This is a genomic window from Arthrobacter sp. Leaf69 (assembly GCF_001422645.1).
In the GTDB taxonomy this organism is placed as follows: Bacteria; Actinomycetota; Actinomycetes; order Actinomycetales; family Micrococcaceae; genus Arthrobacter.
The window spans coordinates 197,919-219,166 of record NZ_LMLR01000010.1 but is presented as its reverse complement, the minus strand read 5'-3'; the positions used below and the strand labels follow the sequence as shown (position 1 = coordinate 219,166).

At 66.5% G+C, this 21,248-nt stretch carries 17 protein-coding genes, 1 tRNA gene, 1 other RNA gene and 1 pseudogene; 11 read left to right on the top strand and 9 right to left on the bottom strand.

Annotated elements, in window-relative coordinates; all coding sequences use genetic code 11:
* Positions 1–18: 18 nt before the first annotated feature.
* Positions 19–115: signal recognition particle sRNA small type (gene ffs / locus ASE96_RS18775), an RNA gene on the bottom strand.
* Between the two features lie 227 nt (positions 116–342).
* Between ffs and ASE96_RS06300 the strand changes: the two genes are divergently transcribed.
* Positions 343–427: transfer RNA gene (locus tag ASE96_RS06300), tRNA-Ser, on the top strand.
* On the opposite strand, the gene ASE96_RS06295 is transcribed toward ASE96_RS06300, so the two are convergent.
* Positions 392–1,375, bottom strand: a complete 984-nt coding sequence (locus ASE96_RS06295) for an oxygenase MpaB family protein (RefSeq protein WP_082492616.1) — start codon at positions 1,373–1,375, stop codon at positions 392–394. The genes ASE96_RS06300 and ASE96_RS06295 overlap by 36 nt on opposite strands.
* Positions 1,376–1,615: 240 nt before the next feature.
* Between ASE96_RS06295 and ASE96_RS19705 the strand changes: the two genes are divergently transcribed.
* From ASE96_RS19705 to ASE96_RS06275, 4 genes are all read left to right on the top strand, one after another.
* Positions 1,616–2,953 (top strand): M23 family metallopeptidase, encoded by a 1,338-nt coding sequence (locus tag ASE96_RS19705; RefSeq protein ID WP_056427614.1) that lies wholly within the window; start codon positions 1,616–1,618, stop codon positions 2,951–2,953.
* A gap of 111 nt (positions 2,954–3,064) precedes the next feature.
* Positions 3,065–3,550, top strand: a complete 486-nt coding sequence (locus ASE96_RS06285) for a glutathione peroxidase (RefSeq protein ID WP_056427611.1) — start codon at positions 3,065–3,067, stop codon at positions 3,548–3,550.
* A gap of 224 nt (positions 3,551–3,774) precedes the next feature.
* The gene (gene fdhA / locus ASE96_RS06280; RefSeq protein WP_056427608.1) at positions 3,775–4,986 is read left to right on the top strand and encodes a formaldehyde dehydrogenase, glutathione-independent; all 1,212 of its coding nucleotides are present in this window, start codon (positions 3,775–3,777) and stop codon (positions 4,984–4,986) included.
* A gap of 196 nt (positions 4,987–5,182) precedes the next feature.
* Complete coding sequence (locus ASE96_RS06275; protein WP_056427605.1) at positions 5,183–6,124, top strand: phosphodiesterase; 942 nt, start codon at positions 5,183–5,185, stop codon at positions 6,122–6,124.
* A 23-nt stretch (positions 6,125–6,147) separates the two neighbouring features.
* Here the strand turns inward: ASE96_RS06275 and ASE96_RS06270 are convergent, their stop codons facing one another.
* Both ASE96_RS06270 and ASE96_RS06265 read right to left on the bottom strand, forming a co-directional pair.
* On the bottom strand, positions 6,148–7,782 hold the full coding sequence (locus tag ASE96_RS06270; protein WP_056427602.1) for a stealth family protein: 1,635 nt from the start codon (positions 7,780–7,782) through the stop codon (positions 6,148–6,150).
* A 54-nt stretch (positions 7,783–7,836) separates the two neighbouring features.
* Positions 7,837–8,751 (bottom strand): hypothetical protein, encoded by a 915-nt coding sequence (locus ASE96_RS06265; protein WP_056427600.1) that lies wholly within the window; start codon positions 8,749–8,751, stop codon positions 7,837–7,839.
* Between the two features lie 179 nt (positions 8,752–8,930).
* Here ASE96_RS06265 and ASE96_RS06260 point away from each other — a divergent pair, with 179 nt between their 5' ends.
* Together ASE96_RS06260 and ASE96_RS06255 are read left to right on the top strand one after the other, a co-directional pair.
* Entirely contained in the window at positions 8,931–9,230 is a 300-nt protein-coding gene (locus ASE96_RS06260; RefSeq protein ID WP_120954228.1) for a type II toxin-antitoxin system VapB family antitoxin, read from the top strand.
* A complete protein-coding gene (locus ASE96_RS06255; protein ID WP_056427593.1) occupies positions 9,223–9,900 on the top strand; it encodes a LytR C-terminal domain-containing protein in 678 nt (225 codons plus the stop codon). The genes ASE96_RS06260 and ASE96_RS06255 overlap by 8 nt, the downstream gene beginning before the upstream one ends.
* Positions 9,901–9,956: 56 nt before the next feature.
* Here ASE96_RS06255 and ASE96_RS06250 read toward each other — a convergent pair whose 3' ends face one another.
* The 3 genes from ASE96_RS06250 to ASE96_RS06240 all read right to left on the bottom strand — a co-directional run bounded on the left by ASE96_RS06250 (position 9,957) and on the right by ASE96_RS06240 (position 12,057).
* A complete protein-coding gene (locus tag ASE96_RS06250; protein ID WP_056427590.1) occupies positions 9,957–10,595 on the bottom strand; it encodes a TetR/AcrR family transcriptional regulator in 639 nt (212 codons plus the stop codon).
* A 138-nt stretch (positions 10,596–10,733) separates the two neighbouring features.
* On the bottom strand, positions 10,734–11,465 hold the full coding sequence (locus tag ASE96_RS06245; protein ID WP_056427587.1) for a DsbA family oxidoreductase: 732 nt from the start codon (positions 11,463–11,465) through the stop codon (positions 10,734–10,736).
* 55 nt (positions 11,466–11,520) lie between these two features.
* The gene (locus ASE96_RS06240) at positions 11,521–12,057 is read right to left on the bottom strand and encodes a GNAT family N-acetyltransferase (RefSeq protein ID WP_056427584.1); all 537 of its coding nucleotides are present in this window, start codon (positions 12,055–12,057) and stop codon (positions 11,521–11,523) included.
* Between the two features lie 243 nt (positions 12,058–12,300).
* Between ASE96_RS06240 and ASE96_RS19505 the strand changes: the two are divergent.
* A pseudogene (locus tag ASE96_RS19505) lies at positions 12,301–12,450 on the top strand (sugar kinase); the annotation flags it as partial.
* 110 nt (positions 12,451–12,560) lie between these two features.
* Positions 12,561–13,754: an MFS transporter gene (locus tag ASE96_RS06235; RefSeq protein ID WP_056427580.1), complete on the top strand. Its 1,194-nt coding sequence runs from the start codon at positions 12,561–12,563 to the stop codon at positions 13,752–13,754.
* A gap of 217 nt (positions 13,755–13,971) precedes the next feature.
* Here ASE96_RS06235 and aceB read toward each other — a convergent pair whose 3' ends face one another.
* Positions 13,972–15,636 carry a malate synthase A gene (aceB, locus tag ASE96_RS06230; RefSeq protein WP_056427577.1) on the bottom strand — a complete coding sequence of 555 codons (1,665 nt, stop codon included), beginning with the start codon at positions 15,634–15,636 and terminating at the stop codon, positions 13,972–13,974.
* Between the two features lie 105 nt (positions 15,637–15,741).
* Positions 15,742–17,073 carry an isocitrate lyase gene (aceA, locus tag ASE96_RS06225; protein ID WP_056427574.1) on the bottom strand — a complete coding sequence of 444 codons (1,332 nt, stop codon included), beginning with the start codon at positions 17,071–17,073 and terminating at the stop codon, positions 15,742–15,744.
* Positions 17,074–17,215: 142 nt separating this feature from the next.
* On the opposite strand from aceA, the gene ASE96_RS06220 reads away from it, so the two are divergent.
* Together ASE96_RS06220 and ASE96_RS06215 are read left to right on the top strand one after the other, a co-directional pair.
* Complete coding sequence (locus tag ASE96_RS06220; protein ID WP_056427571.1) at positions 17,216–18,727, top strand: helix-turn-helix domain-containing protein; 1,512 nt, start codon at positions 17,216–17,218, stop codon at positions 18,725–18,727.
* Positions 18,728–19,422: 695 nt separating this feature from the next.
* The gene (locus ASE96_RS06215; RefSeq protein WP_056427568.1) at positions 19,423–21,171 is read left to right on the top strand and encodes a pyruvate dehydrogenase; all 1,749 of its coding nucleotides are present in this window, start codon (positions 19,423–19,425) and stop codon (positions 21,169–21,171) included.
* The last annotated feature ends 77 nt before the right edge of the window (positions 21,172–21,248 follow it).

Below are 21,248 nucleotides of genomic sequence, written 5' to 3'. Positions count from 1 at the left end.
CTACCAATCGGCACAGACATAAAAGACCCCTCATGCACCCGCCAGAGCCCATTTACCCTTGCTACCTTCCGGTCCTGGGGGAGTTCAACAGGATGACGCCACATGAGGGGCCGTCAGCAAGTTTACCCGACATTTGAGTGTGCCCCGAATCGCACTCTTTGGTCCCGGGAAATCCCGTGGGACATGCCCAGTTTTCGCGTCCAGGAGTGGGCATAACGGGGGTATGTCCAGGGGCCGCGGCGGGGGTGGGGCATGTCCCGTGGGGCGGGGGCCGGAGGGGCCAATTGGGCGATGCCGGGAAGTTCAGGTATTCTAGTATCTGCTTTTGATTCAGAAGCTACTGGAGAATTCGCCTAGCGGCCTATGGCGCACGCCTGGAACGCGTGTTGGGTTAACGCCCTCGGGGGTTCAAATCCCCCATTCTCCGCGGTTGGCCCCGGTCCTTTGGACCGGGGCCTTTTTGCGTCCCGGGGTAGCCGAGCCTGCGAAGCCGGGCCCGGGCGGCCTGCTCGCTGGGCCCCATCCGGCCCAAGGCAAGATGGACGACGCCGAGTGTCACCCTGGTGGCCAGCCGCACGGGCAGGGGGATCGGTCCGAGCCGCGCTGTTCGGAGGCCCAGCAGTTCGCGGTATTTGGGTTCGAGGCTGGTTACGGCCGCCGCGAACAAAACCCGGTAGCCCGGTCTGAGCACGGGATGGAGCGGCGGATCGCGGATGAATGCGACCGTCTCGGCGACCTTTTCGTCGGAACGCAGCTCGCCGGCGTCGTACCAGTGGTCCAGCTGCCGGCGCATTTCCTCCTCGCTGAGCGGCGGGGATACCACCCCCATCAGTTCGCCGGCCTGCGCCCACTCGCGGACGTAGGCGTCGGGACCGCCAGGTATGGGCCTGCCCCAGATCTTGTGAGCGGAGAGAAACGCGTCGGTGAAGGCGATGTGCACCCAGCGGAGCAGCTCCGGGTCATTCGCCGCATAGGTCCGGGCGACACCGTGCCCGTCCACATAGTCCCCGCGCACCGATTCGTGCAGCCGCAACACCCAGTCGGAGGCTGCGCGGGCCGCGGCAGTTGAACCGTAAGAAACAGTGAAAATCCAGCGGATGGTTCCCGCCAGCCGGCCCAGGGGATCCTCGCGGAACCGGGAGTGGTCGTGGACCCCGGCCAGCGCACCGGGATGGAGCGCCTGCATCAGCAGGGCCCGGATTCCCGCGACGATTGTCGGCATGTCCCCATGGACTGCCCAGACCGCGGAGCCGGGCAGGTGGTAGCCGGGATCGTCCCCCTCTGCCAGCCGCGGCACCCACTCCGGCACGGCGTCCCGGGTCCCGGTAAACGTCTGTTTGAGTTCGGCCTGCCATTCCCTGAGGAGGTTGCGCATAGTCCATTCTCGCTCATCGCTGAAGTCACAGTACTTGCCCCGCGTCCCAGTACTACTGGGCTGCCACTTGAGTTTGAAAGGGGTAGCTTTTACGGTTCCCAGTGCCACCCGATTGTGGTCCCATAAGAACGTTGAGTCCGTGAAATCGGGGACTGGCGGACAGGATGCAGGAGTCACATCGTGGGAAAACATTGGGGAAACTCATCGAGTGAGCAGGCAGTCAGGGCACGGATCACCGCCGTGCGCTGTATATCCGGCGGCGTCTGCCTGTCCCTGGCGGTCCTGACCTTCGGGGTCCAGGGGCTGTCCGGCACGGGCTCAGCTGTGACGCCATCTTCGTCTCTGGCCTCCGGTGTTGTGGGGCCCGGCGTTTTGGACCCAGGCACCGCCGGCGCAGCCGCCAGCGCTGCTTCCGGTAATGGCGGTGAGGCCCCGGCGTCGTCAGCTGTCACCGCGGACGCCCTGGCGCTGGTGGCGTACACGCGCTCCCAGGTCGAGACGGCGTCCAAGAGCGGAGTCCCGGGTGAGCTCAATGTGGCATCTTCCGGGCTGAAGCGGCCGGCGGAAGGCTTCCTGATGGCGCCCCTCGAATCCCTTCGGGAGTCCTCTCCCTTCGGGCTGCGGACCAGCCCCATCACCGGGTCGGCGGGCGAATTCCATTGGGGGCAGGACTACGCCGCGGCCTGCGGCACCCGTGTCTATGCGGCCGACGCCGGTGTGGTGCGGGCAGTCGGTTGGCACCCCTGGGGCGGCGGCAACCGCGTGGAAATAGACCACGGCAACGGGCTGATCACCACCTACAACCATCTTGAGGCGATCGCCGTCAAGAAGGGCGACTCGGTGCGGGTCGGCGAGGTCATTGCCCGGGTGGGAACCACCGGATCCTCCACCGGTTGCCACCTGCATTTTGAGACCATCCTTAACGGCTCCCACAAGAACCCTCATGACTGGACGCTTCTTCCGATCAAGCAGACGGACCGCCTGGGCACCATCGCCATGACCAGCTACGCGCCCGACGCCGACAAGCCCTCCAACGCGGCGCTCGGCTGGGCCGTCCCGGTGTCCGACGACAAGACGCATGAAGTCACCGGCGGCGCCCAGGAGTTGCCCATATCCGCGCTGCCGAAACTGCCCTCCGCCACGGCCACCCCTACTCCGGAGGAGCCGTCGCCGACGAAGCCGCGGCCGGGCACTTCGACGCCTGGCGGAACCGCCACCCCGGGGGGCTCCCAGCCGCCGAGCGGCACCCCGTCTCCCTCGGAGCCCGGCTCCGCCACGCCAACCCCGACGCCAACCCCGACGCCGACGCCGACCCCGACGCCGACGCCGACCCCGACCCCGACGCCGACTCCTACTCCGACCCCGACGGTGCCGACCGCGCCGGCGCTCCCCACGATCGTGGAACCGGCGCCGACCTCGTTGGAGCCCACCGGGGATCCGGCGCCCGTGCCGGCCCCGGAGCTTACTTCGGCACCGGCCACGCCCGCGGCCACACCGACCAGTGAAGCGTCGACGACCGGTGAACCAACGGCGACCAGCGACTCAACGGCGGCTCCGTCGTTGTCGCCCGGACCGTAGCAGGCATACAAACCCATACCCGCGCGTTGTGGTATCGAAGGACTGTTGTGACCTATTCCGGAGCGCACGCCGGACACGACCTTCACCACCGACTTCGCGAGGAACGCACCCATGACAGCTCTCCATAACATTCCGATCACCCTGATCGACGGCACGGACACCAGCTTCGGCCGCTTTAAGGGGGAGGTGGTACTGGTGGTGAACGTGGCGTCGCAGTGCGGTTTCACGCCGCAGTATGCAGGCCTCCAGGCCCTGCACGACAAGTTCCGCGATCAGGGCTTCCAGGTCCTCGGCGTCCCCTGCAACCAGTTCGCGGGCCAGGAGCCGGCTGCCGACTCCGAGATTGTCGAATTCTGCGAGCGGAACTTCGGCGTGACCTTCCCGCTCACCGCCAAATCCCATGTCCGCGGCAAGAAGCAGCATCCGCTCTACGCCGAGCTCACGAAGTTCAAGAACGGTGTCTTGCCCGGACTCGTGAAATGGAACTTCGAGAAGTTCCTGGTGAACCGCGACGGCGAGGTAGTTGCCCGTTTCGCCCCTACGGTGGAGCCGGACTCACCGGAGGTCATTGAAGCGGTGCAGTCGGCTCTCAGCTGAGAGCCGGCTCCCAAGACCACAAGGGGACAACGGCCCCTATCCCTAAGCATGCTTACCGCCTAGACTGGCCGGACCTTCCAAAAATCCGGGTACTTCCATGGCGCCGACGTGCGTCAGCGCGCTGGCGGATCTGCCGCCGGGTGCCTGGGGACGGTACATCAGCACGCTTCGTGAATCACAACTGGACGCTCCTAGCGAGGGTCCGTGAAAGCAGGAGGAAAGTGATGACAGGGAACAAAGCCGTTGCCTACAAGGGCCCGGGCAAGGTCGAACTTATCGACATTGACTACCCCACCTTCGAACTCAAAGACGGTCCGGGGGTCAACCCCGCCAACGTGGGCCGTTCGGTGCGCCATGGCGTAATCCTAAAAACCGTTGCCACGAACATTTGCGGGTCCGACCAGCACATGGTCCGCGGCCGCACTACAGCACCCTCGGACCTGGTGCTCGGCCACGAAATCACGGGCGAAGTGGTGGAAGTCGGGCCGGACGTGGAATTCATCAAGGTGGGGGACATCTGCTCGGTCCCCTTCAACATCGCCTGCGGCCGCTGCCGCAACTGCAAGGAGCGCAAAACCGGCATCTGCCTCAACGTCAACCCTGACCGCCCGGGCAGCGCCTATGGCTACGTCGACATGGGTGGCTGGGTCGGCGGCCAGGCGAACTACGTCCTCGTGCCTTACGCGGACTGGAATCTCCTGAAGTTCCCGGACAAGGACCAGGCCCTCGAGAAGATGATGGATCTGACAATGCTGTCAGATATCTTCCCCACCGGCTTCCATGGTGCCGTCTCTGCCGGGGTGGGAGTGGGCTCCACGGTCTACGTCGCAGGAGCCGGCCCGGTCGGACTCGCCGCAGCGACCAGCGCGCAGTTGCTGGGGGCCGCCGTCGTGATTGTCGGGGACTTGAACGCGGACCGGCTGGCGCAGGCCCGAAGCTTCGGCTGTGAAACCGTGGACCTGACCCAGGGTGGCCCGGCCGAGCAGATCGAACAGCTCCTGGGTGTCCCCGAAGTCGACTGCGGCGTCGATGCGGTCGGCTTCGAAGCAAGGGGTCACGGCCACGATGCGAAGGAAGCGCCGGCAACCGTGCTCAACTCGCTGATGGAGATCACAGCCGCCGGCGGTGCCTTGGGCATCCCGGGACTCTACGTCACGGGGGATCCGGGCGGCGTGGACGAGGCCGCCAAGAAGGGTGCCCTCAGCCTCAGCCTCGGCACCGGCTGGGCCAAATCGCTGAGCTTCACCACCGGCCAGTGTCCGGTGATGAAATACAACCGCCAGCTGATGATGGCGATCCTGCATGACAAGGTCCACATCGCCAAGAACGTCAACGCGAAGGCAATCACGCTGGAGGACGCGCCCAAGGGCTACGCGGAGTTCGACGCCGGCGCCGCAACGAAGTACGTGCTGAACCCGAACGGCTACCTGAGCTAGCCGCCGGGTACCTGAGTAAGTGGGTTCCGGCGGACACATACCGGAGCAAGTATGTGTCCGCCGGATTACCCGTTGTTGCCCTTTTTTCAAACATGCCTACTGGAGTTTGCACATTGTTCGCCGGATGTCTGGTTGGATAGACATTACTGAGAGGGAAGTTGGAGGCTACAGCCTTCACCCAACCAGGAAGGTAGCAATGGAGCTCATGGAGGCCGAGCACCCCCGGCCACGTCATTTTCTACTCCATCTGAGTGACCCCCACCTGTTGGGAGGTTCCGCGCCGCTGCTCGGCAAAGTCGACAGCGATGCCCTGCTCCAGCAGCTTTTCGACGAAGTCCGGGCGTCCGGTGCGCGTCCCGAAGCCGTGATTTTCACCGGCGACCTCGCTGACCGCGGCGAACCCGAGGCCTACGCGAAACTGCGGGCCATCGTCGAGCCTGCCTGCAAGGCCCTGGGCGCTAAAGTCATTTGGGCCATGGGCAACCACGACAACCGCGCTAATTTCCGCACCGGACTCCTCGACCTGCCCGCCGACGACGCCCCCGTGGACCACACGTATTTCATCAACGGGCTGCGGATCATCACTCTCGACACCTCGGTCCCGGGCTTCCACCACGGTGAGCTGAGCCCTGACCAGCTGGAGTGGCTCGCGGCTGAACTCGCGACCCCCGCCCCGGACGGAACCATTCTGGCACTGCATCACCCGCCGGTACCTTCGGTCCTGGACCTCGCCGTCCTGGTGGAGCTGCGGGACCAGGCGGCACTGGCCGGGGTACTGCGCAATTCCGACGTCAGGGCCATTTTGGGCGGCCATCTGCACTACTCCACCACGGCGACTTTCGCCGGGATCCCGGTCTCCGTAGCGTCAGCCACGTGCTACACGCAGGACCTCAACGTCCCGGTGGGCGGGACCCGCGGACGCGACGGCGGCCAGGCGTTCAACCTTGTGCATGTCTACGAGCACACGATCGTGCACTCTGTGGTTCTGCTGGGCGACACCCCCGCAGTCGGCGAGCTCGTCTCCGCTGCGGAAGCCCAGCGGCGGATCTCAGCGGCAGGGATCCGCATCCCCAGCAAAGCCAAGCTTGAGGACCCGGCCAAGACCCCAGGTCACCGCCGGCTGACCGCCAGCAACTAGCGGCCCGCCGCTGGCAGAACTGTCTACTTTTCCCAGGGCGCCTTGATCGGGTAGTACTTCTCCAGGAAGTCCGTCACCAGCTCGGCCCGTTCTTCGGCCGCGACCTCGGGGAAACTGCCGTCATTGAGGCAGAAGAAGTCCATGTTCCGCTTGGCGAGCAGCTTGGGCAGGTAGTTGAGCCCTGCCCTCGCCGTGGTGTCCACATACCGCACCTTGGCCGCCGTCTGGGTGACGGCCCGGCCCGTCAGCAGCGCGTAGTAGTGGTAGAAGGAATTGGTCACCGAGATGTTGTCAGCCGCGCGGAAGGTGCTGGCTGCTGTCTTGGCGAACTCCGCCGGGAACTCCTGCTCCATCGTGGCCACGACACTGCGGCGCAGCGGCGCAGCCGTGTGTTCCAGGTGCCGGGTGGTGATCCGGCCGAAACGGTCCCAGAGCAGTTTCCGGTTCACCCGGGCGGCATTCTCGAAACCGCTGCGCTCCGCGTCGTTGTCCCCGAGGCCAATGCGGGTCTCCGCCTCGATGAACTTCGTGATGCCGCCAGGCGTAAAGAACATGTCCGGTCCGACGGCGCGGCCGAAGAACATGTCGTCGTTCGAATACAGGAAGTGCTCGGACAAGCCCTCGATGTGGTGGAGCTGGCACTCCACGGCCTGCGAATTGTGGGTGGGCAGTACGGAGGGGTCGGCGAAGAATTCCTCGCTGCGGACAATCGTCACTCCCGGATGATCCGCCAGCCAGGCGGGTGCGGGAGAGTCCGTGGCAATGAAGATCCGGCGGATCCAGGGCGCGAACATGTACACCGAGCGCAGCGCGTACTTGAGTTCGTCGATTTGGCGGAAACGGGCTTCGTGGTCGTCGCCCTCACCCACCACGACGCCGGCCATCCGTGCGCGCCGGGCCGCGATGTATTCCGGGGAGCTGCCGTCCACCCAGGAGAACACCAGATCCACGTCGAAGCTGATGTCGCTGGCGTGGTCGGCGAACATGTTCTCGATGGTGGGCCAGGTGTGGCCGTACCGCTCCACCGTGCCGCGGACGGCGTCCTGGGCCAGGAGGGTCCGGCGGGTCAGCGAGTTTTCGATCGGGAGGATCAGCTGGTCGCCGTCGAAACTCCACAGTTCCAGCTGCACCCCGGCCGAGGCACCGAATTCGAAGCCGCCCTCCGGCTCCACCCGCGGACGGTAGAGACGGAAGATCCGCGCCTGCCGGTTGGGAGAGAGCTCCCCGTCGGCCACGAGCACTGCGGACTTCTTCTTGGCGTCGACGCTCATGGAGTAGAACGGCTCGTCGTGGCAGGCCGCCACCAGGGCGTCACGGAGTTCCTTGCGGTCCTTCCAGTCCACGGCAATGACCGGACGGTGGTTGTTGCCACGGACCAGGAGGTAGTCGAGGCCGGCGCCGTCCAGCACCGAGCGGATGAACATCAGGTCCTCGACCATGGCCTGGTACGGCGTACGGTTCTCATTGACCAGCCCGTACCGGCCGCGTCGGCGCACAACGTCCTCGCGGGTCCGGAACCTCGCGACGGCCGCCGCTGAGGTGACCTCTTCGTGGGCGTCGACCGATGCCTGGCTGCCGTAATAGATCTCGTCCTGGACCAATGATTCTGTAATGTCGGTTCTCCGTGAATGTTTGCGCGAATGTGTGCCTACCTGCATAATAACGCCCGCCCCAAAATCGCCCGAAATTTCCGCGGATTCCACGCCGTTGGTTCAGCCCAGCAGGGCCTTGCGCCAGCTGCGCAGGAAGGCGGCGCCGGCGTCGTCGTGGATGACATCATCACCCAGCCCCAGGTCCGCCGCGGTGAGTACCTCGTACGGTTTTACGGGGACGCCGTCGGCGGGCCGGACGTCGACGTGTTTCACCGGGTGGTCGTTGTGGTGCAGCCAGTCGGCCATGGCGTAGTCGGTGCGGGAATCACCCACCGTGCGCCAGGCCTGCGGGGTGATGCCTTGGGCCGCCAGGAGCTCCACGGCGCGGCTCGCGCCGAGGTCCTTGCCGAGCCGGACCGACTCGATGTCGGTGGAGATGATGGTGGGATCCACCCGGTAGTCGATCCGGTCATCGGAATCGGGGGCATGGTGGTCCAGCCGCACCACCCCGAGGCCGTGCCGGCCCATCAGGTCCATGGCATCGGCGTCGAACAGCTGCTGTTCGGCCCGGTAGTCGGAGTTCTCGACCGAGATGTGCTGCTCCACGGAGACCATCGCCAGTTTGGTTTCGTCGAAAAACATGTGGCTGGCGTAGTCCTCGGCGACCAGCCGGCGGACGTCGTCGCCGAAGGCGCTCGGGATGGCCAGATCGTGATCGACGTGGACGGCTCCGGGCCCGGTGGAGGTGTAGCTGAACCAGACGGCGCCTTTCTCGCAGATGGCGTGGATGAGGATGCTGGCGGGCATCCCGGCGGCGATCATCGGCTCCATGACCTGTTCGCGGATGAAGGCAGCCGAACGGCCTGTGTTGAAGATGACCGGGATCCCCGCCGCGGCCAGTGCCAGCAGGTCCGCAATGATCTCCGGCTGGACCGCGCGGGTGACCGGACTCGCCACGGGACCGTCGACGTCGAGCAGCAGTGCCAGCGGGGGAGCCGACGGCGAGAGGGAAGCTGGGGTCTCGGGAGTTGTCATGGCACCATTCTCCCAGCCGGCGGGCATCTTTGCATGCGCTGTGGACTGCGCCGCAGGCGCGGTCTTGGCCATGACAACCCGGGGCGCACCCTGTGACAAATGGTTACCGTTTGGCTACAACCTCCCGCCGCCGGGGAGTCTGGATTCCCTTGGCAGTCCAAGTTCCTTAGGCTGGCATGGTGATATTCAAAGCCGTGGGCGAGGGACGCCCGTACCCCGACCATGGTTACAACACGCCCAAGGACTGGGCGGCCTTGCCGCCGCGGCCGGTCCGGCTGGACGAGCTGGTGACCACCAAGCGCACGCTGGACCTCGAGGCTTTGCTGGCGGAGGACTCAACGTTCTTCGGCGACCTGTTCCCGCACGTTGTGGAGTACCGGGGTGTCCTGTACCTGGAGGACGGCCTGCACCGTGCCGTCCGGACGGCGTTGCATCAGCGCACGGCGATTCACGCGCGCGTCCTGGTGATAAATGGCTAGAGGGCCGAAGGACGTCACCGTCCTGCATGGGCACCACGTCATCTCCGGCTCGGATTTGCGCGCCACCTTCGTCGACGATGACGGACTGCCGGAACATCCCGGCAGGACGCGACGTCGCATCCTGCATGGCGTCGTCCTGGTGCTGCTCGTGGGACTGGTCGCCGCGGCGATTGTGGTTGCACTGGCCATCATGAACGGCCAGATCAAGATCCCGACGGCGGGGCGCAGCCAGGCAGCCGCGTCCGTCTGCCCGGAGGCAATCTACGACTACACGCCGCCGGAGAAAATCAATCTCAACGTTTTCAACTCCACCTCCCGGCCCGGCCTCGCCCGGTCCGTGGCCGGCGAGTTCGCCGCCCGCAAATTCAAGGTCGGGGCCGTGGCCAATACGACGTCGGGCTACCGCGGCGTGGCGCTGATCGTTTCGGGCGCCGCGGGACAGTCTGCGGCGTTCAGTGTGCAGCGCAATCTGCCCGGCTCGGACTATTTCCAGGACGGCCGGACGGACCCGAGCGTGGACGTCGTCCTCACCGGAGACTTCCAGGGACTCGCGAAACCGGAGCTGGTCGACCAGACGCCGGGGCAACTCAGCTGCCCGCGCGAGGAACGGCGGATCGTGGATGAATCGGCGTGGCCGGTGACTCCGACGGTGGCGCCGACAGCGCGCTAGTACGGACGCTTAGCGCGGACGCCGCGCCCGGCGGGCAGTGCGGACGTAGCGGGAGCCTAGGGGTTCACGCGGACGGGACGGCCGGCGTCGTCGAAACGCGCCCCGGCGCCGAGCTGGACGAACCGCACGGTGCGGCCCAGCCGGGCCTCCGCCCCGGAGTCCTGGCCGGCACCGTCGCCGCGGGCCGCGCTGGAGGACAGTGTGCCGTGGATGAGTTGCGCGACCTGGGTGATATCCGCCTCCGGCAGGTAGCCCTGCGCGATGCCGTCGCGCAGAATGCCCTGCAGGAGCACGCTGAGCTCCCCGACGTGGTCCGCCAGTTTCGCGAACGACGCCGGTGAGAGCACAGCGCCCATCGCGGGGCCCGGTGGCAGGTGCCGCCTGCTGAGGTCCTCGACCTGGGCGCGGACGTAGAGGGCCAGCCGGTCCACCGGGTTGTCCAGCGAATCCAGGGATTCGCGCAGGTCCACCAGGAACCGCTCGGTCTCGTCCAGCGCGTAGGCGATCAGGAGCTCTTCGATGTCCGCGTAGTAGTTGTACACGGCGGTCCGTCCGATCCGGGCGTGGCGTGCGACGTCGGTCATGGTCAGCCCGGGAAGACCATGGGTGAAGAGGAGTTCGCCGAACGCAGTCAGGATGCGGTGCTGGGTCTCGGCGCGTTGGGCGGCGTTGCTCGCGGCCGAAATCCTGGGCATACAGACACTTTAGCGCTATCTGTCAGCAAAAGCGGCTTCTGGCGGCGGCATGGGGTCCGGGGTCGCCGGAAACCTGCCCAGTCGCCGGGAACTTCCGGCGACCCCGGACGAGTCCGGCGACTTCGACGCCGGCGGGACTCAGCTGGCGCAGCCGTCCGGACCGCAGGCCTCGCCGGTGGCGGCAGATGTTGAAACGGCTTCGCCGCTGTCTGCCGCTCCCACCATGACCAGCGGCTGGCTTTCCTGCCAGGCCTGCTCGAGGGCCGCGGCAAATGTCTCGGCCGGCTGGGCGCCGGAGAGCCCGAACTTACGGTCAATCACGAAGAACGGGACGCCGCTGATCCCGAGGGCGCGGCCCTCCTCAAAGTCCAGCCGGACGTCGTCGGCGTACTTGTCGGTGGTGAAAAGTTCGTCCAGTTCGACGGTGCCAATCCCAAGGTCCGTACCCAGCGACGTCAGGTACTCCCGGCTGCCGATGTCCCGGCCGTGCTCGAAGTGGTCGCTGAGCAGGCGTTCCTTTGCGTCGTCCTGCCGTCCGTGTGCGGCGGCAAGGTGGATCAGCCGGTGGGCGGTGAAGCTGTTGGCCACCACAACGTCGTCGAAGCGGTAGTTGAGGCCCTCGCCCTTGGCCTGCTCCGCCACGTGCGCGAACATTCCGGCGACCTGGGCCGGGGCCATCCCCTTGCGCGTGCTCAGGTAGTCCAGTTCCGTGCCGTCGTAGTGCTCCGGCAGCGACGGGTCCAGCTGGTAGCTGCGCCACTGCACCTCCACGGACTCCCGGTGCGGGAAGGCCGCGAGGGCGGTCTCAAAGCGGCGTTTGCCGATGTAGCACCAGGGGCAGGCCACGTCGGACCAGATCTCAATCTTCATGCTCGCCACAACCCTGCGGCGGCCGGCCGCATTCCCGGCGGGACTGTCGGCTTGGTCACGGCGTGACTGGGCGCTCCATCACGAAGTCGTGTTCCACCGAGCTGCCGAGCGTGAAGGATTTGGTTCCGACCCTCCGGAATCCGGACTTTTCGTAGAAGCGGATGGCACGGGCGTTCTGTTCGTTCACACCGAGCCACAGCCCGCGGGCGCCGGCCGCTGCGGCCGCGGCGACACTGGCGTGCATCAGTTCGGCCGCGGCGCCGAGCCCGTGATGGTCCGGATGGACGTAGCACTTGCTGAGTTCGGTCGATGGCAGGATGGTCAGGGCGGAGGCCACGTCCGGGTCCCGGGCGGGCCGGACCACCAAGAGGCTGTAGCCGCGGAGGTCGCCGTCGACGTCGATCACCAGGACGGTGATCTGCGGATCCGACAGGTAGGCACGGAAGTTGTCCTCGCTGAGGGTGGCCGCCACATGGGCCGCGATGTCCGCAGCCGTCGAACTGGGCGGGCAGGCCAGCGGAAAGGTGACGGCCGCCAGCGCAGCCAGCCCGCCGGCGTCGTCCGCGGTTGCCGTCCGGATTGCGTGGGTCATGCCAAAACCTTAGTCCGGCAGCTAGGCCGTCCTCGCTTCGTGAAGCGTTGTTGCGGCTGCTTTCAAGAACCGCGTGCCACGCGCCGAAACCGGTGGCCTCCCGACGGCGTCGCGACGCTCCCGCCCAGATACTGCCGGCCGCGCCGCACCGACCCTGCGGAATGGCGCGGTACTTTGTGGTGGATGCCGGGTCCGGCGCTGGGTAACTGGGCTGGAGCATCGACACCGGAGGCGGTGGTCTAGCGGCGCTCGCTGCCGCTGGCCACCACCCATCTGCGGATCGGCCTGTCCATGGCGGGGGACCAGACCGCCATTCGGGGCGCCGGCCAGATGGTGACGCAGTATGTGCTGTCGCCCGCGGTGATCGAGGAGACGCTACAGGCCACGGGCTGATGCCGGCGGGAACCCCGCGGGTGTCATAATCGGCGGGTCCGGCGGGGGCGCGTGATAGCAATGGGACTGATGAAAGCATATTTCTGCCCGCCGGCCGAGCCGCGGCACCCGTGAGCACCAGCGTCCTGGCCAAGGTGCCGCGCAGCTGGATCCTGCTGGCCGCCATCGGACTCATTGCCCTGAACATGCGCGGCCCGTTCGTGGCCGTGGCGCCGGTGGTCGGCCTGATGCAGCAGGAACTTGGGTTCTCCCCGGTGGAACTGGGACTCCTGACCGGCATCCCGGTGCTCTGCTTCGCCCTCGCTTCCCCGCTCGCCTCGCTGGCAGGCCGCAAACTCGGCGCGGAAGTCGCCATAACGCTCACGCTGCTGGGCGTGCTGCTGGGCGTGATGGTGCGTTCGGCGGGAAACGGCGCCGTCGTGATGCTCGGCACGGTGATTCTGGGCGTCGCCATCACGATCGGGAACATCGCCGTACCGCTGATCATCCGGCGCGACTTCGCGCCTGCCCGGCAGGGCACGGCGATGGGCATCTACACCGCCGCCCTGAACATCGGCTCGTTCATCACCGCCATGGTGATGGCGCCGCTGGCCGAGTTGTTCGGCTGGCGGCTGGCCCTGGCCGCCTGCGGACTTTTCGCCGTCGCGGCGCTGGTTGTCTGGGTCCTCGCCTTCGGCCCCCGGGCGTTCCGCCCCGAACCGGTCCCGGGACCGGATCCCGCCCGCCCCGGGGTTAGGCGGGCCTCGCGCTGGATCACGGTGGGGCTCACCGCGGGCTTCGCCGGGCAGGCATTTTCCTACTACGGTGTGACCGCCTGGTTGCCCAGCATCCTTGCGGACGAACTCGGCATGACAGCCGCACAGGCCGGGGCCGGGTCCTCCCTGTTCCAGATCCTGGCCATCGTGGGCGGGCTGGGCGTTCCGCTCGCGGCCCGTTTTGCCAGTACGACGGCGGTCGGTCTCACCCTCGGGCTGTTCTGGTTGACCGTTCCCGCGGGCCTGTTGCTGGCACCGGAGCTGTGGTGGCTGTGGTCCTCGTTTGGCGGCGTGGCCCAGGGCGGCGGCATCACGCTGATCTTCATCGCCATCATCCGGCTGGCCCGGGACCAGGCCTCGGCAGGCCGGATGTCCGCCGTCGTGCAGGGTGTGGGCTACTCCTTCGGCGCGCTGGCGCCGACCCTGCTGGGCTACGTCAACGGCGTCACCGGTTCCTGGACCGGGCCGCTGCTGATGGTGCTCGGATCGGTGGCGCTGTTCATTGTCGGGACGGGGTTTTCACTGCGCCACGTCCCCAAGGCGCACTGACCGGCGTCGGGGTCCGACCGCGAGGTGACAGTTAAAGCCCATGTTCACGGGGAACATGGGCTTTAACTGTCACCTCGACGCCGTTGTCGATTCAGTGGGTTTTCCGTCGCCGGGCCGCCGCCCCGGATCTCGGGGTGCCTGTTGCGAAGGGCATGGCAGCCCAGCGAACGGAATTCTGCGCCGCCCCGGCCTGTTAGGCGGGTGCGGCGCCCTGCCGTCAGGCCGGGACGAGCGCCGGGTCCTCGCTGGGGACGTCGCCGCCGTCGCGCGCTTCATGCAGGAACCGGTCGTAGGCCGGAAGTGTCAGGAACGCCGGGAACGCCGGAGTGAGCGTGACTTCCTCGAAGATGTCCCGCGCATCGGCGAAACGGTCACCTTCGAAGCGTTCGAGCTTGGCGAACTCCTCATCCAGCATGTCCTCGACCCAGTCGCGGGTGATGACGTCGCCCTGGTCCGTGATGGCCCGGGAGAAGATCCACTGCCACAGCTGCGAGCGGGAGATCTCCGCGGTGGCGGCGTCCTCCATGAGGTTGTGGATGGCGACGGCGCCGTTGCCGCGGAGCCAGGACTCGATGTAGCGGATGCCTACCTCGATGTTGTTTCGGACGCCTTGTTCGGTGATGGTGCCGGTGGTGGAGGCGATGTCGAGCAGTGCGCGGTCGTCCGGGGTGACGTCCTCGCGGAGGCGGTCCAGCTGGTTCGGGCGGTCACCGAGCACGGCGTCGAACACCTCGCGGCAGACCGGCACCAGGTCCGGGTGCGCAACCCACGATCCGTCGAAGCCGTCGCCGGCCTCACGGGTTTTGTCCGCGCGGACCTTCTCGATGGCGATCGCGTTGGCCTCCGGGTCCTTGCGGTTGGGGACGGCCGCGGCCATGCCGCCGATCGCCATGGCGCCGCGTTTGTGGCAGGCCCGGACCAGCTGTTCGGTGTAGGCGCGCATAAACGGCTGCGTCATGGTCACCTGGCTGCGGTCCGGCAGGACGAAGCGCGGTCCGCGGGTGCGGAAGTTCTTGATCAGGGAGAAGATGTAGTCCCAGCGGCCGGCGTTCAGGCCCGCGGCGTGGTCGCGCAGTTCGTAGAGGATCTCCTCCATCTCAAATGCTGCGGTGATGGTTTCGATCAGCACGGTGGCGCGGATGGTGCCCTGCGGAATGCCCAGCAGGTCCTGGGCGAGGACGAAGATGTCGTTCCACAGCCGGGCCTCGAGGTGGTTTTCGATCTTCGGCAGGTAGAAGTACGGACCCTTGCCCTGGGCGATGAGGCGGCGGGCATTGTGGAAGAAGTACAGGCCGAAGTCCACGATTCCGCCGGCCACCGGCGTCCCGTCAATGAGCATGTGCTTCTCCGGCAGGTGCCAGCCGCGGGGCCGGACCACGATGGTGGGGAGCTCCTCGGCGGAGCGGAGTTTGTACTCCTTGCCCTCGGGGGAGGTGAAGTCGATCCGGCGTTCCAGCGCATCCGTGAGGTTGAGCTGGCCCTGGATGACGTTGCGCCATGACGGGGTGGAAGAGTCCTCCATGTCCGCGAGCCAAACCTTGGCGCCGGAGTTCAGCGCGTTGATGGTCATCTTCTTGTCCACCGGGCCGGTGATCTCCACGCGGCGGTCCGTCAGGCCTGGGGCCGGGGGAGCGACGCGCCAGTTCGGATCGTTGCGGACGGACTCGGTCTCGCGGAGGAACCGCGGGTCCTGGCCCTTGCCGATCTGCTGGCGGCGGTCCCGGCGGGCCTGCAACAGCTCCAGCCTTCGTCCCGCGGTCGCCTTATGCAGCTTGGCAACGAACGCCAGCGCGTCGGGAGTCAGGACCTCGCTCTGCCGGCAGATCGGCTGGGCAGTCAGCATAACCCCGTTGATGGTGAAGTTGTCAGTGAAGCTGTTCATGGGAGTTGCTCCTTGGATGTCCGCCGTTGCCCTATCACTTTTGGTCGCCAAAGGAGGTCGATGGGAACCAAAAGTGACAGGGCAACGGGCGGGAAGTTTGGGAAGTTAGTGGAACTGGCCTTCTTCGGTGGATCCCACCAGGGCCAGGGTGGATGCGTTCGGGTTGAGCGCGGTGGCGATGTCGTCGAAGTAGCCGGTGCCGACTTCGCGCTGGTGCTTGGTGGCGGTGTAGCCGCGGGACTCGGAGGCGAATTCCTTTTCCTGCAGCTCGACGTAGGCGCTCATCCCTTCACGGGCGTAGCCGTGGGCGAGGTCGAACATCGAGTAGTTCAGGGCGTGGAAGCCGGCCAGGGTGATGAACTGGAAGGTGAAGCCCATGGCGCCGAGTTCGCGCTGGAACTTGGCGATCGTGGCGTCGTCGAGGTGTTTCTTCCAGTTGAACGACGGGGAGCAGTTGTAGGAGAGCATCTGGTCCGGGAAGTCGGCCTTGACGGCTTCGGCGAACTTGCGGGCCAGTTCCAGGTCCGGAGTGCCCGTCTCCATCCAGATGAGGTCGGAGTACGGGGCGTAGGCCTTGGCGCGGGCAATGCAGGGTTCGATCCCGTTGCGGACCTTGTAGAAGCCTTCCGCCGTGCGCACTGGCTGTCCGCCTTCGCGGAGGATGAATTCCTGGTCGCGCTCGTCGACGTCGGACGTGATCAGCGTGGCTGCCTCGGCGTCGGTGCGGGCAATGATGACCGACGGCGTGCCGGCGACGTCCGCTGCCAGGCGGGCGGCGTTCAGGGTGCGGACGTGCTGCTGGCTGGGGATCAGGACCTTGCCGCCGAGGTGGCCGCACTTCTTCTCCGAGGCGAGCTGGTCTTCCCAGTGCACACCCGAGGCGCCGGCCTGGATCATGGACTTCATCAGCTCGTACGCGTTGAGCGGGCCGCCGAAACCGGCCTCGGCGTCGGCGACGATCGGGACCATCCAGTCCTCGACCGTCTGAATGCCCTCGGAGAACTCGATCTGGTCGGCGCGGAGCAGGGCGTTGTTGATGCGGCGGACCACGGTGGGCACCGAGTTGGCCGGGTACAGGGACTGGTCCGGGTAGGTGTGGCCGGAGTTGTTGGCATCGGCGGCGACCTGCCAGCCGGAAAGGTAGATGGCGCGGAGGCCGGCCTTGACCTGCTGGACGGCCTGGTTACCGGTGAGTGCACCGAGGGCGTTGGTGTACTTGCCTTCCTTGTGCTCCCCGGTGAGCTGCTTCCACAGTTTCTCGGAGCCGCGGCGGGCCAAGGTGTGTTCCTCGGAGACGCGGCCGCGGAGCCGGACGACGTCGGAAGCCTTGTAGTCCCGAGTGACACCTTCCCAGCGCGGGTTGGCAGCCCACTCGAGCTCCAGGGCGGCGGCCTGCTCTTCGGGCGTCTGCTGGGTGGGCTCAAATGCTGCAGTCATTGTTGTCTCCTTGGTGGGGTCCGGGCCGGCCAGTCTGCGTCTCTGCAGATCCTGGCTGGTTGTTCCCGGATGGTGAATCTTTCCGTGAGATCTACTTTTCTTTACTTTCAAGTGGCTTGCTAGACCAAAAGTATGGAAAGAAATGCACTTCTTCGCGTATTCTCAAGAAATGCATCCCACCAGCTGGAACCGCCCCGTCTCGTCAGCCGCCTCGCCTGCCGTGCCGGAGGTGGACGTCATCAGCATGGGCCGGCGCGTCCGGCATCTGCGGAAAGCCGCCGGACTCACGCTCGATGACCTCAGCGCCACGGTGGGAACGGCCCCCAGCCAGCTGAGCCTGATCGAGAATGGCAAACGCGAGCCCAAACTGGGCCTGCTCCAGCAGCTCGCGGCGGCACTCGGCGTGAGCATCGACGAGCTGCTGGGCGCGGAGCCGCCCAACCGGCGCGCCGCCCTGGAGATCGAGCTGGAACGCTACCAGCGCAGCCCCATCTACGAGTCACTCAAGCTGCCCAAGATCCGCGTCAGCTCGCGGCTTCCGATGGACGTGCTCGAGTCCATGGTGGGGCTGCAGCACGAGCTGGAACGCCGGCTCAACGAGCAGGTCGCGACGCCGGAAGAGGCCCGCCGCGCGAACGGGAAGCTGCGCGCCATGATGCGCGAGCGGAACAACTATTTCCCGGAGTACGAGGCCGAGGCACAGAAGGTCCTGGCCTCCGTGGGGCACACGAGCGGCCCGCTGTCCCACCATGTAATCGCGGACATCGCCGGGCACCTCGGCTTCAGCCTCCACCACGTGGGCGACCTGCCGCACTCCACCCGCTCCGTGACCGACCTGAAGAACCGCCGGATTTACCTCACGCAGAACGCGCGCAGCGATCACGACCCCCGTTCGGTGCTGCTGCAGGCGCTGGGCCACTACGTCCTGGGCCACCAGACGCCCACCAACTACGGCGATTTCCTGATGCAGCGCGTGGCCACGAACTACTTCGCCGCCGCGCTCCTGCTGCCGGAGCAGGCCACGGTGGAATTCCTACAGAGGGCCAAGCAGGCGAAGGAAATCGCGGTGGAGGACATCCGGGACGCCTTTGCCGTGTCCTATGAGACGGCCGCGCACCGCTTCACCAACCTCGCCACCCAGCACCTGGACATCCGCACACACTTCCAGAAGACGCACAAGAGCGGCATCATCTACAAGGCCTACGAGAACGACGGCGTGACCTTCCCGCAGGACCACACCGGCGCCATTGAGGGCCAGCCGTCCTGCAAGAACTGGACGTCCCGGGTGGTGTTCGACGTGCCGGACAAGTTCAGCGCCTACAACCAGTACACGGACACGCCGGCGGGGACCTACTGGTGCACGGCGCGGACCGAGCGCTCCGCCAACGGTGAGTTCTCGCTCTCCGTTGGAGTGCCGTATGCGCAGGTCAAGTGGTTCCGCGGCCGCGACACCACGGAGCGGTCCAAGTCCACCTGCCCGGACGAAAGCTGCTGCCGCAGGCCTCCGGCCGCCCTGACCTCCGAGTGGGCCGGCAACGCCTGGCCCTCGGCGAGGGCGCACTCCCATCTGCTGGCCGCGATGCCCCCGGGTGCCTTCCCCGGCGTGGACGAAACCGAGGTCTACTCGTTCCTGCAGGCGCACTCTGGGACCTGACCTGACTCGCGTTTCGCCCGTTGCAGGCTCGCTGCTCTACGGCGGACTATTTTTCCCGAGTGCCCCCCGACACACGACGCGGTGCAAATCCCGATAGCGTACTTCGCTCCCGGACCAGCGACCCGTGTCCGTGAGGAAACGCAGGTATTCATGAAGGGAGGCGCAGAAAAACGGTGCAAGACTGTCATCACGCTTATCGAGCGCCTCGACGAACCTGGCTATGCGTACGGGGTCCATTGCGGTCACTTGTCCGCCGGTGGTTTCGGTATAAATCGGGAGGAATGCTGTCAACTGTGCCAGGACGGGAAGTTCTGGCAAGATCCCGTGCTCGCGATGCCAACCAACAAATGCGATCAGCGACCCCAGTGCTTGGTCGTGGCGCGACGCACGCGAACCTGGCCGACCGGCCGGTTTCCCGGCCTGGTGCCCCCCAGTGCTTCGACGTGCCGACCGACGCCGGGATTTTTTGGCCACAATCGATCCTTACGGTGGATGAGGCAAGAGGCGGACTGCCTTCCACCACGCTATGAGTGGGCAACAAAGGACTTCAACGGTGGCTAGCCGTATGTGGAAAAGTGGTCCTTCCAGCCCGCCTGCAGAACGCCGCTACCTGTCGACCTGGGAGCCGCGCCAAGGCGGGCGGACTATATTGGCCAGTGTCAGCTCATCGACCCACCTCGCGGGAGCGTGCACCCATGGCCAAGGAACTTGCGACCCAGCTCATCGAACAACTTCAAGCCGCCGGCGTGCAGCGAATCTATGGAATTGTCGGCGACAGCCTCAACCCGATCGTCGACGCGGTCCGGAAGACGGGTGGTGCCGCCAAGGGCGGGATCGACTGGATTCACGTGCGGCATGAGGAGGCCGCGGCCTTCGCAGCCGCGGCGGAGGCGCAGCTGACCGGCCGTCTCGCGGTGTGCGCTGGCTCCTGCGGGCCGGGAAACCTCCACCTGATCAACGGACTGTATGACGCCAACCGCTCCGGAGCCCCGGTGCTGGCCATCGCCTCGCACATTCCGAGCAAACAAATCGGCAGCAGCTTCTTTCAGGAAACCCACCCGGACCGGCTCTTCAACGAGTGTTCGGTGTACTCCGAGCTGATCAGCACCGCCGAACAAGCGCCGAGGGTCATGCACAGTGCCATCCAGCACGCTGTCGCCCTCCGGGGCGTCGCCGTCGTCACGCTTCCCGGTGACATCGCGGATCTGGAGGCGGCAGCTCCCACCCCTGCCCCCGCCGCGTTCCGCCCGGCGGCGCTGGTGCCGGACCCCGCCAGCGTGCGGGAGCTGGCGGATGCCATCAACGCTGCCGGGAAGGTCGCCATCTTCGCCGGTGCCGGCGTCGAGGGCGCGCACGGCGAGGTCATCGCCCTCGCGGAAGCCGTGAACGCCCCGATCGGGCACTCGCTCCGCGGCAAAGACTTCATGCAGTACGACAACCCCTATGACATCGGCATGACGGGGCTGCTAGGCTACGGCGCCGCGGCCGAGGGGATCGAGGACGCGGATCTGCTCATCCTGCTCGGCACAGACTTCCCCTATGACCAGTTCCTGCCCGCAACCCGCACGGCGCAGGTGGACCGGGCCGCGCAGTATCTGGGCCGCAGGACCGACGTCGACGTCGCGGTCCACGGCGACGTGCTGCCCACCCTTGCGGCCCTGATGCCTTTGATCCAACCGAAGAAGAGCCGCCGCTTCCTCGATGCGATGCTCAAAAAGCACGACCGGCTGATGAACAAGGCCGTCGGCGCCTACACGCGCAAAGTGGAAACCAAAGAGCCGATCCACCCCGAATACGCGGCGTCGGTGCTTGACCAGGTGGCAGCGAAAGACGCGGTCTTCACCGCGGATACGGGCATGTGCAATGTCTGGACCGCCCGGTACATCAATCCGCTGGGAACCCGCCGGCTGATCGGGTCCTACCTGCATGGATCCATGGCGAACGCGCTTCCCCATGCGATCGGTGCCCAGCTGGCCTACCCCGGGCGCCAAGTGGTGTCGGTATCGGGCGACGGCGGCCTGTCGATGCTGCTGGGGGAGCTGGTCACCGTTGCCGCGCACCGGCTCCCGATCAACGTCGTGGTGTTCAACAACTCCACCCTGGGCATGGTCAAGCTGGAGATGCTGGTGGACGGGCTCCCGGACTTCGGCGTGGACGTGCCCGACGCCAACTACGCCGCGGTGGCCCGCGCCCTGGGGTTCCACGCCGTCCGCGTCACCGACCCGTCCCGCATCGAGGCCGCGTACCGGGAAGCCTTCGCCCACCCCGGACCGTCGCTCGTGGAGCTCATCACGGACCCTAAGGCGCTGTCCCTCCCGCCCAAGATCAAGGGCGCCCAGGTCCTGGGCTTCGCCACAGCGATGTCCAAGGTGGTCCTCAACCGGGGCGCCGGCGAGGCCGTCAGCATGGCACGGAGCAACCTGCGCAACATCCCGCGCCGCTGACAGCCCTTTCCTGAGGCCGGAAACCCGCACGATTCCGGCGAATCGGGTGGCCCGACCGGCGTCAAATCGTGACCCGG

Bases quoted from the DNA above. Each gene is read 5' to 3' on its own strand.
- ASE96_RS06265 (WP_056427600.1), bottom strand. From the start codon at position 8,751: ATGACAACTCCCGAGACCCCAGCTTCCCTCTCGCCGTCGGCTCCCCCG.
- ASE96_RS06245 (WP_056427587.1), bottom strand. From the start codon at position 11,465: ATGAAGATTGAGATCTGGTCCGACGTGGCCTGCCCCTGGTGCTACATC.
- ASE96_RS06240 (WP_056427584.1), bottom strand. From the start codon at position 12,057: ATGACCCACGCAATCCGGACGGCAACCGCGGACGACGCCGGCGGGCTG.
- ASE96_RS06275 (WP_056427605.1), top strand. From the start codon at position 5,183: ATGGAGCTCATGGAGGCCGAGCACCCCCGGCCACGTCATTTTCTACTC.
- aceB (WP_056427577.1), bottom strand. From the start codon at position 15,636: ATGAACAGCTTCACTGACAACTTCACCATCAACGGGGTTATGCTGACT.
- ASE96_RS06285 (WP_056427611.1), top strand. From the start codon at position 3,065: ATGACAGCTCTCCATAACATTCCGATCACCCTGATCGACGGCACGGAC.
- ASE96_RS06255 (WP_056427593.1), top strand. From the start codon at position 9,223: ATGGCTAGAGGGCCGAAGGACGTCACCGTCCTGCATGGGCACCACGTC.
- ASE96_RS06220 (WP_056427571.1), top strand. From the start codon at position 17,216: ATGCACTTCTTCGCGTATTCTCAAGAAATGCATCCCACCAGCTGGAAC.
- ASE96_RS06215 (WP_056427568.1), top strand. From the start codon at position 19,423: ATGGCCAAGGAACTTGCGACCCAGCTCATCGAACAACTTCAAGCCGCC.
- ASE96_RS06270 (WP_056427602.1), bottom strand. From the start codon at position 7,782: ATGCAGGTAGGCACACATTCGCGCAAACATTCACGGAGAACCGACATT.
- fdhA (WP_056427608.1), top strand. From the start codon at position 3,775: ATGACAGGGAACAAAGCCGTTGCCTACAAGGGCCCGGGCAAGGTCGAA.
- aceA (WP_056427574.1), bottom strand. From the start codon at position 17,073: ATGACTGCAGCATTTGAGCCCACCCAGCAGACGCCCGAAGAGCAGGCC.
- ASE96_RS06295 (WP_082492616.1), bottom strand. From the start codon at position 1,375: ATGCGCAACCTCCTCAGGGAATGGCAGGCCGAACTCAAACAGACGTTT.
- ASE96_RS06250 (WP_056427590.1), bottom strand. From the start codon at position 10,595: ATGCCCAGGATTTCGGCCGCGAGCAACGCCGCCCAACGCGCCGAGACC.